The sequence below is a fragment of the Allomuricauda ruestringensis DSM 13258 genome, from assembly GCF_000224085.1.
In the GTDB taxonomy this organism is placed as follows: domain Bacteria; phylum Bacteroidota; class Bacteroidia; order Flavobacteriales; family Flavobacteriaceae; genus Flagellimonas; species Flagellimonas ruestringensis.
Genome location: NC_015945.1, coordinates 1,873,453 through 1,890,004, shown reverse-complemented (window position 1 = coordinate 1,890,004; position 16,552 = coordinate 1,873,453). Strand labels below are relative to the sequence as shown.

At 43.2% G+C, this 16,552-nt stretch carries 14 protein-coding genes; 7 read left to right on the top strand and 7 right to left on the bottom strand.

The genetic code is table 11. The features are described 5' to 3' along the window. Window positions 1–77 precede the first annotated feature (77 nt). Complete coding sequence (locus MURRU_RS08485; RefSeq protein WP_014033049.1) at window positions 78–965, bottom strand: LysR family transcriptional regulator; 888 nt, start codon at window positions 963–965, stop codon at window positions 78–80. A 74-nt stretch (window positions 966–1,039) separates the two neighbouring features. On the opposite strand from MURRU_RS08485, the gene hutH reads away from it, so the two are divergent. The 4 genes from hutH to hutG are packed head-to-tail and all read left to right on the top strand — an operon-like array spanning window position 1,040 to window position 6,836. After that, complete coding sequence (gene hutH / locus MURRU_RS08480; RefSeq protein ID WP_014033048.1) at window positions 1,040–2,617, top strand: histidine ammonia-lyase; 1,578 nt, start codon at window positions 1,040–1,042, stop codon at window positions 2,615–2,617. 1 nt (window position 2,618) lies between these two features. After that, a complete protein-coding gene (gene hutI, locus MURRU_RS08475) occupies window positions 2,619–3,845 on the top strand; it encodes an imidazolonepropionase (RefSeq protein WP_014033047.1) in 1,227 nt (408 codons plus the stop codon). A gap of 11 nt (window positions 3,846–3,856) precedes the next feature. Continuing rightward, complete coding sequence (locus tag MURRU_RS08470; protein ID WP_014033046.1) at window positions 3,857–5,860, top strand: urocanate hydratase; 2,004 nt, start codon at window positions 3,857–3,859, stop codon at window positions 5,858–5,860. A gap of 4 nt (window positions 5,861–5,864) precedes the next feature. Further along, the gene (gene hutG / locus MURRU_RS08465; RefSeq protein ID WP_014033045.1) at window positions 5,865–6,836 is read left to right on the top strand and encodes a formimidoylglutamase; all 972 of its coding nucleotides are present in this window, start codon (window positions 5,865–5,867) and stop codon (window positions 6,834–6,836) included. A 796-nt stretch (window positions 6,837–7,632) separates the two neighbouring features. Here the strand turns inward: hutG and MURRU_RS08460 are convergent. Both MURRU_RS08460 and MURRU_RS08455 read right to left on the bottom strand, forming a co-directional pair. Further along, window positions 7,633–8,082, bottom strand: a complete 450-nt coding sequence (locus MURRU_RS08460) for a LexA family protein (RefSeq protein ID WP_014033044.1) — start codon at window positions 8,080–8,082, stop codon at window positions 7,633–7,635. After that, window positions 8,079–9,338 (bottom strand): Y-family DNA polymerase, encoded by a 1,260-nt coding sequence (locus MURRU_RS08455; RefSeq protein WP_014033043.1) that lies wholly within the window; start codon window positions 9,336–9,338, stop codon window positions 8,079–8,081. Before MURRU_RS08455 ends, MURRU_RS08460 begins: the two co-directional genes overlap by 4 nt. Window positions 9,339–9,481: 143 nt before the next feature. Here MURRU_RS08455 and MURRU_RS08450 point away from each other — a divergent pair, with 143 nt between their 5' ends. Further along, window positions 9,482–11,782 (top strand): FdhF/YdeP family oxidoreductase, encoded by a 2,301-nt coding sequence (locus tag MURRU_RS08450; RefSeq protein ID WP_014033042.1) that lies wholly within the window; start codon window positions 9,482–9,484, stop codon window positions 11,780–11,782. A 13-nt stretch (window positions 11,783–11,795) separates the two neighbouring features. On the opposite strand, the gene MURRU_RS08445 is transcribed toward MURRU_RS08450, so the two are convergent. Further along, the gene (locus MURRU_RS08445; protein WP_014033041.1) at window positions 11,796–12,974 is read right to left on the bottom strand and encodes an acyl-CoA dehydrogenase family protein; all 1,179 of its coding nucleotides are present in this window, start codon (window positions 12,972–12,974) and stop codon (window positions 11,796–11,798) included. A gap of 155 nt (window positions 12,975–13,129) precedes the next feature. Continuing rightward, window positions 13,130–13,840, bottom strand: coding sequence for a tRNA1(Val) (adenine(37)-N6)-methyltransferase (locus tag MURRU_RS08440; RefSeq protein WP_148261494.1), 711 nt, complete (start codon window positions 13,838–13,840; stop codon window positions 13,130–13,132). 190 nt (window positions 13,841–14,030) lie between these two features. Between MURRU_RS08440 and MURRU_RS08435 the strand changes: the two genes are divergently transcribed. After that, a complete protein-coding gene (locus MURRU_RS08435) occupies window positions 14,031–14,534 on the top strand; it encodes a hypothetical protein (RefSeq protein WP_014033039.1) in 504 nt (167 codons plus the stop codon). A 145-nt stretch (window positions 14,535–14,679) separates the two neighbouring features. Here MURRU_RS08435 and rimM read toward each other — a convergent pair whose 3' ends face one another. Continuing rightward, window positions 14,680–15,207, bottom strand: a complete 528-nt coding sequence (gene rimM, locus MURRU_RS08430; RefSeq protein WP_014033038.1) for a ribosome maturation factor RimM — start codon at window positions 15,205–15,207, stop codon at window positions 14,680–14,682. Between the two features lie 12 nt (window positions 15,208–15,219). Then, entirely contained in the window at window positions 15,220–15,801 is a 582-nt protein-coding gene (locus tag MURRU_RS08425; protein ID WP_014033037.1) for a 30S ribosomal protein S16, read from the bottom strand. Window positions 15,802–16,065: 264 nt separating this feature from the next. Here MURRU_RS08425 and MURRU_RS08420 point away from each other — a divergent pair, with 264 nt between their 5' ends. After that, window positions 16,066–16,521 (top strand): ferritin-like domain-containing protein, encoded by a 456-nt coding sequence (locus tag MURRU_RS08420; RefSeq protein ID WP_014033036.1) that lies wholly within the window; start codon window positions 16,066–16,068, stop codon window positions 16,519–16,521. Window positions 16,522–16,552 lie beyond the last annotated feature (31 nt).

Sequence of the window (16,552 nt, the reverse complement as noted above, 5' to 3'; positions counted from 1 at the left end):
ATTCTCGATAAAATTTTCGTCGTTTCACTCCAAAAATCGAATTGACAATCCCAAAGGTACTCCCCAAAAAGTTGCCGTCATAATTTCATGAGCAAATCCATACATTTTTGAAGTGCAGGGTTTCGATTGTCTGTTTTCCAGACCATACTCAATACGGCACGTTGTTTTATGTTTTTCATTTCGATGAACTTCACCTTCATTTGAAACCCATGTTGAAGCGTGGTCGGTACAATGGCAATGCCCAATTTGTTCTCCACCAACTTAAATATGGTCTGGGCATGCACCGATTTATGTGAAACATTGGGCACAAACCCACTATCCTCGCAAATGCTGAGCACCGTATCGTAATACATGGGACTATAATCTTGGGAAAAAAGAATAAAATCCTCGTTCGCCACTTGATTGATGTTCTTAAAGTTCTTTTCATCCAAAGGATGCGCTGCTGGCAATACCAAGGAAAAGGTATCCTCAAAAACGGGCTTTACATCCAGCCCTTTTGGCACGCGTGACAATCGTACAAAGCCCAGATCCAAACGGTCGGCCAATATCGCATTGATCTGCGCACGGTTGGAGAGTTCTTCCAAAGTGGTGTGGACGGTTGGATATTTTTCTTTTAATCCCAACAATAAATTAGGAACCACATTTTGCATGGCCGAGCCCAAAAAACCGATACGCACCTCCCCTAATTGTCCATCCCCGATAAGTTTGACCTGCTTTTTGGTCTGTTCCAAATGGTTCAAAATAAATTCCACCTCCTTTTTCAAAAATTCCCCTGCAGGGGTCAAACTCACCTTTTTCTTGTCTCTCACAAAAAGTTGGGTGCCCAGTATCTCTTCCATCTGTTTGATCTGTGTACTCAGTCCAGGTTGGGAAATAAATAGTTTTTCTGCCGCTTTTCTATAATGGAGTTCTTCGGCCACGGCCAAAAAATAGATGAAATGTCGAAGCTCTATTTGATAATTCATACTTATTGATTGTTACAAAAATAAGTATTGGTAATTATTAAACCTAACTCGTAATTTTATTCAAAAGAAAAAACATGGCGTTAGACCGAACATTTCAATTTGGCGAAGACCATTTAACCGCAAGCATAGCTTTGGGTATGGCCCATGGCACCATAAAGGGTATTTTTTCCGATGAATGCCTAAAAAATGTAAATGTCAGTTACCAACGTGTGCAACGCATCGTGGAAAAAGGCGATACGGTTTATGGCATCAACACGGGCTTTGGCCCCTTGTGCAACACCAAGATATCCAAAGAAGACACCAAAATTCTTCAATCCAATATATTGCAGAGCCATAGCGTGGGTGTGGGCGAACCCATCTCCAACGAATTGGCAAAAATTATGCTGATTCTTAAAATACACGCCTTGGCCAAAGGGTACTCTGGCATTGCTGAAGCTACCTTGCAACGTATGCTCTGGCATTTGGAGAACGATGCCATTCCCATTGTCCCAAGTCAAGGTTCGGTAGGCGCATCCGGTGATTTAGCGCCACTCTCGCATTTGTTCCTGCCTTTAATAGGTTTGGGCAAAGTGGAATACCAAGGAAAAACCATTTCAACACAAGAACTTTTTCATCAGAATGGGTTAGCTCCTTTGGAACTGGGCCCCAAAGAAGGGCTTGCCTTGATCAACGGCACCCAATTTATCGCCGCACATGGGGTAATGGTCGTTCACAAATTACAGCATTGCCTGCGACATGCGGATATTATCGGGGCGATGATGCTCGAAGGCCTACAAGGTTCCATGAAACCCTTTTTTGAAGAATTGCATGAATTGCGCCCATTCAAAGGCAACCAACACGTAGCGGGAAGAATTAGAACATTACTTCAAGGTTCCGAGATTTTGGAAGACCATATAGATTGTGAACGGGTACAGGATCCCTACTCCCTTCGCTGTATGCCGCAAGTGCACGGGGCATCCCGAAATGCTTGGCTCCACCTGAAAGAACTCTTGGAAATAGAACTCAACTCGGTCACGGACAATCCCATCATCATAAATGATGAACTCACCATCAGCGGAGGCAACTTCCATGGACAACCCTTGGCCATGGCCTTGGATTATGCCGCTCTTGCTGCCTCCGAACTGGGCAACATTTCCGACCGTCGCATCTATCTGGCCCTAGAAGGCAACAGTCCTGGTGTTCCCAAATTATTGATGAACAATACGGGCATCAATTCGGGCTATATGATCTTGCAATATACCTCAGCAGCATTGGCAAGTGAGAACAAAAGTCTGTGTTTTCCAGCTAGTGCCGATAGCATCCCAACCTCTTTGGGACAGGAAGATCATGTGAGCATGGGCTCCATCAGCGGTAGAAAAGCACTAAACATTATTAACAATGTGGAGAAAATCCTCGCTATTGAACTGTTGACCTCAGCGCAGGCATTCGAATACAGAAAACCATTAAAATCGGGCATTGTGTTGGATGAAATCCATACTTTCCTCAGAACCAAAGTCGCTTTTGCAGAAAACGACCGTGTTTTTGCAGACGATATCGAGAAAGGAATCGACATCATCCAAAACGGAGACATCATCGATTTGGTAGATCGTGTAATGGATGAGAAACAACTGAAATGGAACACCCCACATCTTGAAGCATTTGAAACATATTAAAATGAACAAACCACTATTAATAGGACCATTTACCCAATTACTTCCCATGACGGGGCTTCCATTAAAAGGAGCCTTAAAAGATGAGCAACTGCCCATCATTGAAAATGGGGGTATTTTGGTTTCCGAAGGAAAAATTCTCAAAGTCGGTGTTTTTAAGGATTTAAAATCCGATGATGTCGACATCCATCATATCGAGGGGCAAAATATTTGCCTTCCCGGTTTTGTGGACTCGCATACCCACATCTGTTTTGGAGGCACCCGTGCCAGGGACTACGCTTACAGAAATGCAGGAAAAACCTATTTGGAAATCGCCAAAGCTGGCGGTGGTATCTGGGACACGGTGACCCAAACCCGAAAAGCATCACAAGAACAATTGGTTGAAGGCATTATTTCCAGAAGTAAAAAACATCTCAAAAACGGTGTCACCACTATTGAGGTGAAAAGTGGTTATGGTCTTTCTGTAGATGAAGAATTGAAAATGCTACGCGCCATCAAACAGGCCAATGAAACTTCGAATGCGTCATTGATTCCAACTTGTTTGGCAGCCCACATGAAGCCCAAAGATTGGAATCAGGACAAGGAATATCTCGATGTGATTATCAAGGAATTGTTTCCCATCATAAAAGAGGAAAACTTGGCCCATCGTGTGGATGCCTTTGTGGAGGAAAGTGCTTTTTCTCCTGAAGAAATCAAACCCTATTTCCAAAAAGCCAAAGCAATGGGATTTGATATCACGGTACATGCCGACCAATTTACCACAGGCGGCAGTCAAGTTGCCGTGGATTTTGATGCGGTAAGTGCCGACCATTTGGAAGCCAGCACCGAAAAAGAAATAGAATTATTGGCAAAAAGTAACACTATTGCGACCGCTTTGCCCGGTGCATCCATTGGTTTGGGATGCGCCTACACCCCAGCACGGAAAATTTTAGATGCTGGTGGCGCTTTGTCCATTGCCAGCGACCACAACCCAGGGTCTGCCCCCATGGGCGATCTGTTGACCCAAGCGAGTATTTTGGGAACCTTTGAAAAACTGTCCAACACCGAAGTTTTGGCAGGTATTACCTCTAGAGCCGCAGCTGCCTTACGTTTAACCGACCGTGGGAAATTGGAAGCAGGGGTACAGGCCGATTTTGTTATTTTCCCTACGGACAACTATCAAGAAATAACCTATCACCAAGGGCAAATGAAGCCCAATGAAGTATGGAAAAAAGGAGTTCCTATCCACTAAAAGTTTGAATCATGACCGAATTTCAGCAACAGATATTACAAGGCATACCCGAGCAACTTCCTCCCAAAAAAAGTTGCCCAAAAAATGGTAACCCAGCTCCAAAACGGAAGGACGTTCTCTCCAAGGAAGAAAAAAAACTGGCCGTACAAAATGCGCTACGTTATTTTCCGAAGGCTTGGCATAAAGCGTTAGCACAAGAATTTGCTGAAGAACTCAAAACCTATGGTCGCATCTACATGCATCGGTTTAAGCCCGATTATGAAATGTATGCGCGGCCTATTTCGGAATATCCTGCCAAAACGCATCAGGCTGCGGCCATTATGCTCATGATCCAGAACAATTTGGATCCAGCCGTGGCACAGCATCCCGAAGAACTGATTACCTACGGAGGCAACGGAGCGGTTTTTCAAAACTGGGCACAATACCTGCTCACCATGAAATATTTGACGGAAATGACCGAGGAGCAGACACTCAATATGTATTCTGGGCATCCAATGGGGCTTTTTCCATCATCCAAAGAAGCGCCAAGAGTGGTGGTTACCAATGGGATGATGATTCCCAACTACTCCAAACCCGATGATTGGGAAAAAAATAACGCACTTGGCGTCACCCAATACGGACAGATGACGGCTGGCTCCTATATGTACATTGGCCCCCAGGGTATTGTCCACGGAACGGCCATTACGGTCATGAATGCCTTTCGCAAAGTATTACAGAAAAATGAATCGCCCGAAGGCAAGATTTTCTTGACCGCTGGATTGGGAGGCATGAGTGGCGCACAGCCAAAGGCAGGAAACATTGCGGGGGGCATTACCATTTGTGCAGAAGTCAACCCCGAAGCTGCCAAAAAACGTCACAATCAAGGTTGGGTGGATGAACTTTTGGTGGATTTAGATCTATTGGTCGTGCGCACCAAAGAGGCAGTGGAAAACAAAGAAGTGGTTTCCTTGGCATACATCGGCAATGTGGTTGATGTTTGGGAACGATTTTTTGAAGAAGATGTTTTTATTCATTTGGGATCAGATCAAACCTCTTTGCACAACCCTTGGGCAGGGGGGTATTATCCCGTGGGGCTTTCTTTTGAAGCATCCAATGCCATGATGGTGGAAAATCCCGAAGCATTCAAGGAAAAAGTGCAGGAATCGCTGCGAAGACAAATCACTGCTATTAATAAACATACGGCAAAAGGCACCTACTTTTTTGATTACGGCAATGCCTTTTTGCTGGAAGTTTCCCGCGCGGGCGGCGATGTGATGGCCGAAAACAACATCGATTTCAGGTATCCATCCTACGTGCAGGATATTTTGGGTCCCATGTGTTTTGACTACGGTTTTGGTCCATTCCGATGGGTCTGCACCTCAGGTGACCCCAAAGACCTTCAAAAAACCGACGCCATTGCCCTTGAGGTGATGAAAAAGATAAAATCCGAAGCACCTGAAGAAATCCAACAACAGATGCAGGACAACATTAAATGGATTTCGGAAGCGGAACAGAACAAATTGGTGGTAGGCTCACAAGCCCGGATTTTGTACGCCGATGCTGAGGGGCGAAGCAAAATTGCCGATGCCTTCAACACCGCCATTGCCAAGGGAGAAATTAGCGCTCCCGTGGTGTTGGGACGTGACCATCACGATGTAAGCGGCACGGACTCTCCCTTTAGAGAGACCAGCAATATTTACGACGGCAGCAAATTCACCGCCGATATGGCCATCCAAAATGTGATTGGCGACAGTTTTAGAGGCGCCACTTGGGTTTCCATTCACAATGGTGGTGGCGTTGGCTGGGGAGAAGTCATCAATGGCGGTTTTGGTATGGTATTGGATGGATCCGAAGAAGCATCCAACCGATTGAAAAAAATGTTGTTTTTTGATGTGAACAATGGAATTTCCCGCAGAAGTTGGGCTCGGAACAAAGAAGCAAGGTTCGCCATTGAACGGGAAATGAAACGCTCTCCAAATTTAAAAGTAACTTTACCTCATCTGGTGGAACCGGATATTCTGGACGACCTATTTTAATACTATGAAACATTACCAAATCCCAAATCAAAACCTTTGGACCGGAAGAGTGTCCAATAAATGGTTGTACCTTCATGAAAAGGTGCACTTTACCCCTTTGAACGAAATTCCCAAGGCCCAAAAAAAATCCATTGCCCTGTTGGGCTACGCCTGTGATGAAGGTGTTCGACGAAATCAAGGACGGGTCGGAGCTGTTACTGGACCTGATGTAATAAAAAGTAGTTTTGGAAAAATGCCCAATCACTTGGGAAGCAATGTGCTTTTGCACGATGTAGGCTCAATTACTTGCCCAGATGGTGATATGGAAACCTCGCAAAAAACACTTGCCGAAGTGGTCAAGGTCCTTTTGGAGAAAAAACAATTCCCCATAGTATTGGGTGGCGGTCACGATATGGCTTACGGACACTACAATGGTATCAAAACCTATTTGGATACCAAAAAAGAAGGGCAAACCATCGGTATCATCAATTTTGATGCGCATTTTGACCTTCGAAAAAACACAGAACAAAGTAATTCCGGCACTCCGTTTTATCAGATTGCCAAAGGCTGTGAAAAAGAGGACATTGATTTTAATTACCTCTGCCTCGGCATTCGAAATGATGCCAATGACAGAAACCTTTTCCAAAGAGCCAGAGATTTGGATGTCATCTATGTAATGAACGATACTTTTCAAATTCCTCTGTTGGAAGAAATTACCACTTGGATCAATGCCTTCGCTAAAAATGTGGATTATGTGTATGTCACCATTGATTTGGACGGGTTTTCATCGGCCTATGCCCCAGGAGTGAGTGCAGCATCACCCATGGGTTTTACCCCGCACATTGTCCTTGAATGTTTGAAGACCATTATTGGCTCGGGAAAACTGATCAGCTTGGATATTGCCGAGATGAACCCCAAATATGATATTGATGGGCAAACGGCCAAATTGGCCGCTTCATTAGTGCACTATGTGGCACATGCTGTTTCGGGAAGTTGATGGTACTTGCATTTGTCATCCTGAGCCTTTCGACTACGCTCAAGACAAACTTTGCGAAGAATCTATTGTAGAGTCAACTGGATAAAAGGTTTGACACAAATTGCACTAATTTTCACTAACACCTTATCATTAAAACACTGGCTGGATGTCAAGTCGAGTGCAGTCGAGACTCTTAGAAAAGAAGATTCCGCTCTGCAGCGGAATTTGTTCGACCTATCGGTCTCACAAACAAAAAAAGCCTTCCAAATGGAAAGCCTTTCATTGGCGAGCATCGGTTTGATGCTTCAACCTGATTCCAATCATCGCGACTGGAATCCAACACAACGTTGCAAAGATAGCAAAGCTTTTTGAACTTGCCGTCTTTTCAAGAAAAATCAGGTTAAGTTCCATCAAAATAGGCTTATTTATCGTTATAAGATTTCTCACGCTCTCCCGACAACCATCGAGGTTCGGTTCGAAATGACATCATCAATAAAAAAGGGCAACCTGTCATTTCGAAATGAGGAACGTAGTGACGATTGAGAAATCTATTTGTCATTCTAAACGGAGTAAAGAATCTGTATGGAAAAGAATAAAGGGTGAAAGGTTAATGGTTTGACACGAATCACACGAATTTTCACTAATAATTGAAAACTAGTTGGTGTCAGGTCGAGCGCAGTCGAGACCCAAGTTTAGGACAGATAGACTCAAGATTTCTCACACTCCCTCTGGTCGGTTCGAAATGACATCATCAATAAAAAAGGGCAACCTGTCATTTCGAAATGAGGAACATAGTGACGATTGAGAAATCTATCTCTTACACCGCCTTGATGACATAGGTGACCACTCCCCAAATCAATAGGTCACTGTCCTTGGAAACCTTAATGGGTTTGTAATTTTTATTCTCGGGCATCAATGTAATAGTGTCCTTTTCGATGCTCAACCGTTTTACGGTGAATTCCCCATCCAAAAAACAAACGGCTATTTTGCCATGCTCCGCTTCCAAACTTCTATCTATGACCAATAGATCTCCATCATCCAGTCCCGCTCCGATCATGGATTGTCCACTTACCCTTGCATAGAATGTGGCTTCTTTGTTTTTGATCAATGTATTATCCAGGCTAATGCGCTTTTGTTTGAAGTCATCGGCCGGTGAAGGAAATCCTGCGGAAACAGTATTGTTTGATATTGGAATGGTCACATTTTGTTCTTTATCTGGAACAAAAAAAGTGAGTGCATCGGTATTCTGGGATTTCTTGGGGATCATTTTACTACAATGATTTCATTGATGTTCGTTGTATATTTAGGGGAAAGGTGTTCTTGTCGCATTTTCCAGGTCCTTTTCAGGTCTTGATTGGCAATCTTCATTTTGTGCCCATTATATTTATTGTTGATGTTGTCCATCACCTGCATAAGCTTATGATGCTTGGGATTTTCGGACAGGAACAGATCCAATTGCCTTTCATTGGTGGGCACTAGCCCCGATACGATCACTCCTGCCCTTTTGTATTTGATTCCAGGTTTGAATAGGGCAACCGCCGCCTTAACTGCGTAGTTGCTTATGGTTAGGCTAGAATCCGTAGCATAGGGCATGGTAATAATAAGACTGCTTCTATCCTGGGGCTCATCCTTTTTATGCCTATCGCTTCTTAAAAGAACAACGAGATAGTTGCAACTACTTCCTTGGCTCCGCAATTTTTCGGCACAACTGGTTGCGAAAGTGGATATTCTTTCTTTAATATTTTCCATATCGGAATACGTGCCTTCAAAACTTCTTGTGGTGGCTATGGCCTTTTTATCGCGGGTGTCATCATCCAAGTCCAATGTTGGAATGCCTTGAAGGTCCTTCTTCAGTCTAAGACCGATTATAGCCATTTGTTTCCGTACCCATTCATCTGATAATTGGGTGAAGTCATAAGCCGTTTTTATGTTTCTGGCCTGAAGTCGTTTCAGGTTTCCACGTCCTACCCCCCAAACACTTTCAATCTTGGTCCATTTTAATGCTTTTACCCGTCTTTCTTCGGATTGAATTACATATACACCCCCTGTTTTTGTTTTCAGCTTTTTGGCAATTTTATTGGCTACTTTGGCCAGACCCTTTGTCGGCGCAATTCCTATACTGATGGGGATTCCTGTACATTTTTGGACGTTTCTTTGAATTTCCCTTCCGTAAGATTCAAAATTGTAGTGCTGGAAACCATCAAACTTTAAAAAGGCCTCGTCAATACTATATACTTCAATATCGGGGGTGAACGTTCCAAGAATATTCATCACCCTAGTGCTCATATCTCCGTACAGGGGGTAATTGGATGAAAACACCTTTATCTTGTTGTCCTCGCAAAACTTCCTATACTTAAATTCTGGGGCTCCCATGGGCAGCCCAAGTGTCTTTGCTTCATCGCTGCGCGAGATGAAACAACCATCATTATTGGACAGAATGGCCACAGGAACATTGTTGAACTGTGGCTGAAAAACCCGTTCACACGAGGCATAGAAGTTATTGCAATCTACAAGGGCAAACATGCTTTAAAGTACTCGATTTTTGCTAAATTACATAGGAAATACGTTGTAATACAAATTCAAATTAAAGGTAATTCCTTTCGATATTAGGATCAGTCAAAGTGATGATAAATAATTATCCAACCCCAAAACTCCTATATTAGGGCATGGAAAAAGAGATAAAGCGCAATGTTTCCCTCACCGGGGATATCAAATTCACGGGACTGCGCCTAAAAGGGCCCATGCAAACCTCAGCAGGTCTTTTAGGGGTACGGGAAACGTTACGGCACACTTTTAAGGAAATGGGCATTTTACGTTCCATGCGGAGCTTGTTGGAAATGAACCAAGAGGACGGTTTCCGTTGCCCCAGTTGTGCATGGCCCGTTCCCGAACATCCATCTAAAATTGCGGAGTACTGCGAAAACGGGGCAAAGGCCTTGGCAGATGAAGCCACAAGGGAACATATTGGAGGTGATTTTTTTGCAAAACATTCCGTAGAAGAACTATCCCGACTAAGCGATTTTGAACTGAACAAATTAGGTAGGATCATTGAACCAATGGTTCTTAAACCAAACAGTGTTCACTACGAACCCATTACTTGGCAAGATGCTTTTGAGCTAATCTCGGAGGAATTGCATAAGCTAAAAAAACCCAATGAGGCCATTTTTTATACTTCGGGCAGGTCCAGCAACGAAGCTGCTTATCTCTACGGTATGTTTGCCCGTGCTTTTGGCACAAACAATCTGCCGGATTGCTCCAATATGTGCCACGAATCATCGGGGGTAGCGCTTTCCGAAACATTGGGTATTGGGAAAGGTTCCGTTAAACTAGATGATTTATATGGGGCGGAAGTTATTCTGGTCGTGGGCCAAAATCCAGGGACCAATCATCCGAGAATGTTATCGGCACTGGAAAAGTGCAAAAAGAATGGTGGCAAGATTATCAGCATAAACCCATTGGCTGAGACGGGGCTGGTCAATTTTAAAAACCCCCAAAGCATTTCTGGTATGCTGGGGAACGGACAGCCTATTGCCGACGTACACTTAGCTGTAAAAATCAATGAGGACATTCCATTGGCCAAACTCATCTTAAAAAAATTGGTTGCCCTCGATGCCAAGAACTCCAATGTTCTTGACCATGAATTTATTGTGGAGTATGTTGACGGCTATGATGATCTATTAAAAGATTTAGACCGTTACGATATGGAAAGCCTTCAGAAACGAGCTGGGGTCTACATGCGAAAAATAGACAAGGTGGTCGAATTGTTGGCGGAAAACTCCAAAATTGTGGTCTGCTGGGCCATGGGGATCACCCAGCATAAAAATGCGGTGGAGAGTATCAAGGAATATGTGAACATTTTGTTGCTCAAAGGTGCCGTGGGCAAACCCTTTGCCGGTACTTGTCCCGTTCGGGGCCATAGCAATGTACAAGGGGATCGTTCTGTTGGTATTATGCACTACGTGAGCAAAGGATTGAACCAGAAAATCCAGGAGCACCTCAATTTTGACCCACCTACCGAACAGGGTTATGATACTGTGGAAGCCATTAAGGCCATGCACGAAAAAAAGGCAAAGGTCTTTATTTGTTTGGGCGGCAATTTTGTGATGGCGGCATCGGATACCAGATTTACTGCAGAAGCCCTACAAAATTGTGATTTAACGGTTCAGATAAGCACTAAACTGAACCGGAGTCATTTGGTCACAGGCAAAACCGCACTTTTACTCCCCACTTTTGGGCGTTCCGAAAAGGATGAGAAAAATGGAGCGCTTCAATTTTTGACCATGGAAAGCAGTACGGGCAAGGTACGCCAAAGCAAAGGATTGTTGAAACCTGCTTCGGAACATATCAAAAGCGAACCGGAGATTATTGCGCTCTTGGCCCACACCTATTTTAGGGGCAATCATTCCATGGATTGGTTTTCATTGGGACAAGATTACAGCCTTATCCGAAATCTTATCGATAAGACTGTAAAAGGGTTTAAAAATACAAACGAACAGTCCAAAGGATTTGGATATTACCTACCGAACAATGTTCGTGAACGTGATTTTAGAATGTTGCCGAATGGTAGGGCACAGTTATCCATTACCTCTTTGCCCGACCATAACCTCAATCCTGATGAATTCCTTTTGATGACCATACGGTCCCATGACCAGTTCAACACTACCATTTATGGATTGAACGATCGTTACCGTGGCATCCACAACGAGCGCCGCGTAGTTTTTATGAATGAAGAAGATATGGTGGAGAAACACCTGACCAAACTGGATGTGGTTCATCTGCATAGTAATTATGACGGAATTCAACGCACCGCGGAAAAATTTATAGTTGTGCCCTATGAAATCCCGAAAGGGAACATGGCCGCTTATTTTCCAGAAACCAATATGTTGGTTCCCCATAATCATTTTGCTGATAAAAGCCAGACACCCATTAGTAAATCCATTAAGGTAACTGTGGAGAAAGTTTCTTGACCCTTGACCTTGATTATTTAAATGCCTGGATTCCGGTAATATCTGCTCCGGTAATCAACAAGTGGATATCGTGGGTACCTTCGTAAGTGATCACACTTTCAAGGTTCATCATGTGGCGCATAATGCTGTATTCGCCGGTAATCCCCATCCCACCCAATATCTGTCTTGCTTCGCGGGCAATTTTTATGGCCATGTCCACATTGTTCCGTTTGGCCATGGAAATTTGTGCCGTAGTGGCCTTCCCTTCATTTTTTAACTGTCCCAAACGGAAAGCCAGTAACTGGGCCTTTGTGATTTCGGTGATCATTTCGGCCAATTTTTTTTGCTGAAGCTGGTATGCGGCAATGGGTTTCCCGAATTGAACGCGTTCCTTGGCATATCGGAGTGCCGTATCGTAACAATCCATGGCAGCACCAATGGCACCCCAAGCAATTCCGTAACGGGCGGAGTCCAAACAACCGAGTGGTGCCCCAAGTCCGTTTTTACCCGGCAACAGGTTTTCTTTGGGCACTTTTACATTATCAAAAATAAGTTCGCCCGTAGCAGACGCACGCAACGACCATTTGTTATGGGTCTCAGGTGTGGAAAAACCTTCCATTCCACGTTCCACGATAAGCCCGTGAATCCTGCCTTCCTCATTTTTGGCCCAAACTATGGCCACGTCGGCAAATGGCGAATTGGAAATCCAAAGTTTGGCACCGTTCAACACATAATGATCGCCTGCATCTTTGAATTTGGTTTCCATTCCACCGGGATTGGATCCGTGATTGGGTTCGGTAAGCCCAAAACAACCCATCCACTCACCGGTCGCCAACTTGGGCAGATACTTTTTTCGCTGTTCTTCGGAGCCGTAAGCAAATATGGGATACATCACCAATGATGATTGCACAGAAGCCGTAGAACGTACACCGCTATCTCCCCGCTCAATTTCTTGCATGATCAATCCATAGCTGATCTGATCTAAGCCAGCCCCGCCATATTCTTCGGGAATGTAGGGTCCAAAAGCACCGATTTCGGCCAATCCACCGATAATCTGTTTGGGGAATTCTGCCTTTTGGGCATATTCCTCAATAATGGGTGAAATATCTCGCTTCACCCATTGACGGGCTGCATCACGAACGAGTTTATGTTCCTCGGAAAGCAAATCATCGAGATTATAGTAATCTGGGGCTTCAAATAAATCGGGTTTCATTCAGAATAATTTTATTTGTAATTGATTCCGCACCTTGCTTCGACTTCCTGCCCGTCCGGCAGGCGGGCGCTCAGCAGCCGTGCGGAATAACAGTTCACCCTTAAAGGTGTGCCATCAAATATAATGACGAAATATAACATTTCATTGGTTCATTGTTATATTTTTAAATAAAATGCTTGGGTCAATTCAATGTATTCTTTGGTGTATTGGTGCCGGCCCACCTCTATTACCAAATTATTGATGTTTGGTTTGACCTCATTAAAACAAAATTCCATCAGGCATCTTTTAAAATCAGTCTCGGGATTTCCCTTTACCCTTGTAATTCGCACAGGGAACAACCCAGAGTTCTTTGCAAGCGCTATAAAATTGGATTCTTCTTTAAAGGGAATAATGACGGCAAAAATTCCATCCTCCGTCAAAAGTTTTGCTGCTCCCTCAACTAATTCCCCAAAAGGCAATGAAATATTTTGCCTTGCCTTGTCCCGTGGTTCGTTCCCACTAGCTACATCTTCGGAATAGAATGGTGGATTGGAAACGATTAAGTCGTACTTATCATCCATTTCATCAACAAACTCATCAAAACCTGCATGGTAACAGAACAATCTATCTCCCCATGGTGATGCTTCAAAATTGGTGACACATTGTTCGTAGGCACCATCATCCAACTCAATGGCATCAATAACCTCTGCTGATGAGCGTTGGGCCATTTGCAAGGCAATCAGTCCAGTTCCCGCGCCTATATCCAAAATTGATTCTGGTAGCTTGTCCAATGATGCCCAAGCACCCAACAGCACCCCATCGGTCCCCACCTTCATGGCACATTGATTTTGATAAACGGTAAATTCCTTGAATTTGAACGGCTTCATTGAATCAAAGGTAATGCAAAGCATTGTAAACAATTTACAACCATCAATTGAAATAAGGTATCCGTCAGTTCATACAGGCCATTCGTTAATTCGCAGGGTGATAACTCAGCTGAATATGGTTATTTCGCTAGCAATTTTCGGGGAAAGTCCCTGATAAAATCATTACCAAATTATCTAAACTTTATTCATTATGAAAAAAATCGTTTTTGCGATGTTCCTTTTAGTTGGAATAACAACTTATGCACAAAATGACTCAAACTCCTTGAGTCAAGGTAGCTGGATTATCGAGGCCAATACAGGTTCTTGGACTACTGGTAGCACAGCATTTTCTCTAGTCTCCACTAATGGATTCACCCTGTATTCTGTTGGAGCTGAGGGAGGTTACTTTGTAGCCGACAATTTAGCTTTAAAAGTAGGTTTAGGTTATTCTGGCGGGGATGATATGGATGGTACATTTAATTATAAGGTTGGAGTTAAATACTATATTATAAACCAGATACCTTTAGGACTAGATTATACTGGGGCAAGTTCTAATGGAAATGGTGCCAGTTGGGTTGGTGTTCAAGGGGGTTATGCTTGGTTTGTCGCAAACAATGTAAGTATTGAGCCAACAATACGATACAATATGACTTTAGATGAAGATAAGGCCGATAGTGCTTTTCAAGGATTGATTGGATTTGCTTTTCATTTTTAATGACATTCATCAAGTTAGAAAAATAAAAACTCCTACTTAGGCATATCACTAGGTTTCTACCTTGGTGGTGGCAAGTGGAAAAAATAGTGTTTCGTCTAGTTTTATTGAGCCAATAGGGAGGCATTAATTTGCCTCCTTTTTATTTTTAACCTAGATATAAATCCACCAAACCTTCGGGGGTCTTCACAAAAATTGTCTTGTCCTTACGGTCAACCTTTTTGATTATTTCATCGCTAACCGGAATCAACAATTCCCTGTCTCCTTTTTTAACTTCAAATAAATCTTGTGAAGTACTATCGTTAATGGATTCCACAACACCAATATCTCCGTGAACCTCATCCATTAGGGTAAAACCGATTACCTCGTGAAAATAAAACTTGTTGCCTGTTAGTGGAGGGAGCATGGTCAGAGGAAGGTATAATTCGGAACCAATAAGCTTATCCGCAGTAGGTTCGTCCTTTACTTCTTCAAAATCGATGCGTAGCAGGTTGGATTTGTGCAATCGGCATTTATCAATAAAAAATGGAACCAGATTGTTTCCCAATGAAACAAGTACTGATTCCATGTTTTCATAGATATCGGGCTCATCGGTGTCCAGTTTAATCAACACCTCGCCCTTAAAACTATATTTTGAAACGACTTTGCCCAGGTAGAAGCAGTCTTCCTTGCGCATCGTCTTACGTTTCTATTCTTCTTTTTTGTCAGCTTCTTCTTCGGCGGCAGGAGCCTCTTCTTCTGCTGGTGCTTCAGTTTCAGCAGTAGCTTCCTCGGTTGCAACTTCAGCAGTTTCCTCAGCCGCCTCTTCGGCTACTTCCTCTTCTGGCAATGCAGCAGCAGCTCTCTTGGCGCTAACTTCTTTTTCAGCTTCCAATGCTTTGGCTCTAGCTTCAGATTCAGCTTTGCTCAAACCATCTTTCTTGTCTTGGATTTTTTGTTCTTTCTCTTCCAACCAAGCTTTGAACTTTTCTTCAGCTTGCTCTTCGGTCATTGCTCCTTTACGAACACCTCCTGCCAAGTGGTGCTTCATCATTACGCCTGAATAAGAAAGAATAGCTCTAGCTGTATCCGTTGGCTGCGCACCGTTCTGCAACCATTTTACAGAACCGTCTATATCAAGATTGATTGTAGCTGGATTGGTATTTGGGTTATAGGTTCCCAATTTCTCCAAATATTTACCATCTCTTTTCGCTCTTACATCTGCAGCGACTACCCAATAGAATGGTTTACCTTTTTTACCGTGTCTCTGAAGTCTAATTTTAACTGGCATATCACATTAATTTGTAGGGTGCCCGACCCTGATTATTAATTCTTTTAAATCGCTTATCTGTTAAGCGGGTGCAAATATACATTTATTTGTTTATTGCACAGCTATTAAAACAAAAAAAGTTAATGGACCTTAACAACTGAAGCTCATCACGTTAAACCTATGATAAACCACCTCAACAATTTGGTATTGTGCCAAATATCCATAGCTTAATATACAGATGTCGTCGAGAGCCGACGGCCAATAACCCAAAATGAAGATGATATTATGAAGTACACCGTAGAAATGTCGGACAAATTAAACGAACTTTTGGAAAGAACCTATGATGCGGAAAAGGGTTTTAAGCAAGCAGCGGAAAAAGTTGATAATAAAACGATTAAAGATTTTTTCCTAAATAGCGCAAAACAGCGGTACAATTTTGGTCAGGAACTAAAAGCAGAGATTATGTCCTTTGGACAAGCCCCAAATGAAGGAGGAAGCGCTAAAGGAACACTGCACAGATCGTGGATAGATTTTAAATCGCTGTTTACATCAAACAATGAAGAAGCTATGCTTGAAGAAGTGCATCGAGGCGAAAAAGAAGCTATCGCCACTTACAACGATATATTGCATGACAAGGATTTTGTGTTGCCACCATCCACAGAGAGCCTATTGATGAAGCATAGAAACGCCATCAGGGAAACCTTGGAGACCGCAAACATATTTGAAACAGCAGTATCGTAATTCCAAAAGTCAATAGATAACAACAAGAAAA

Coding starts and splice junctions, on each gene's coding strand:
- MURRU_RS08485 (WP_014033049.1), bottom strand. CDS start 965: ATGAATTATCAAATAGAGCTTCGACATTTCATCTATTTTTTGGCCGTG.
- hutH (WP_014033048.1), top strand. CDS start 1,040: ATGGCGTTAGACCGAACATTTCAATTTGGCGAAGACCATTTAACCGCA.
- hutI (WP_014033047.1), top strand. CDS start 2,619: ATGAACAAACCACTATTAATAGGACCATTTACCCAATTACTTCCCATG.
- MURRU_RS08470 (WP_014033046.1), top strand. CDS start 3,857: ATGACCGAATTTCAGCAACAGATATTACAAGGCATACCCGAGCAACTT.
- hutG (WP_014033045.1), top strand. CDS start 5,865: ATGAAACATTACCAAATCCCAAATCAAAACCTTTGGACCGGAAGAGTG.
- MURRU_RS08460 (WP_014033044.1), bottom strand. CDS start 8,082: ATGATCCCCAAGAAATCCCAGAATACCGATGCACTCACTTTTTTTGTT.
- MURRU_RS08455 (WP_014033043.1), bottom strand. CDS start 9,338: ATGTTTGCCCTTGTAGATTGCAATAACTTCTATGCCTCGTGTGAACGG.
- MURRU_RS08450 (WP_014033042.1), top strand. CDS start 9,482: ATGGAAAAAGAGATAAAGCGCAATGTTTCCCTCACCGGGGATATCAAA.
- MURRU_RS08445 (WP_014033041.1), bottom strand. CDS start 12,974: ATGAAACCCGATTTATTTGAAGCCCCAGATTACTATAATCTCGATGAT.
- MURRU_RS08440 (WP_148261494.1), bottom strand. CDS start 13,840: ATGAAGCCGTTCAAATTCAAGGAATTTACCGTTTATCAAAATCAATGT.
- MURRU_RS08435 (WP_014033039.1), top strand. CDS start 14,031: ATGAAAAAAATCGTTTTTGCGATGTTCCTTTTAGTTGGAATAACAACT.
- rimM (WP_014033038.1), bottom strand. CDS start 15,207: ATGCGCAAGGAAGACTGCTTCTACCTGGGCAAAGTCGTTTCAAAATAT.
- MURRU_RS08425 (WP_014033037.1), bottom strand. CDS start 15,801: ATGCCAGTTAAAATTAGACTTCAGAGACACGGTAAAAAAGGTAAACCA.
- MURRU_RS08420 (WP_014033036.1), top strand. CDS start 16,066: ATGAAGTACACCGTAGAAATGTCGGACAAATTAAACGAACTTTTGGAA.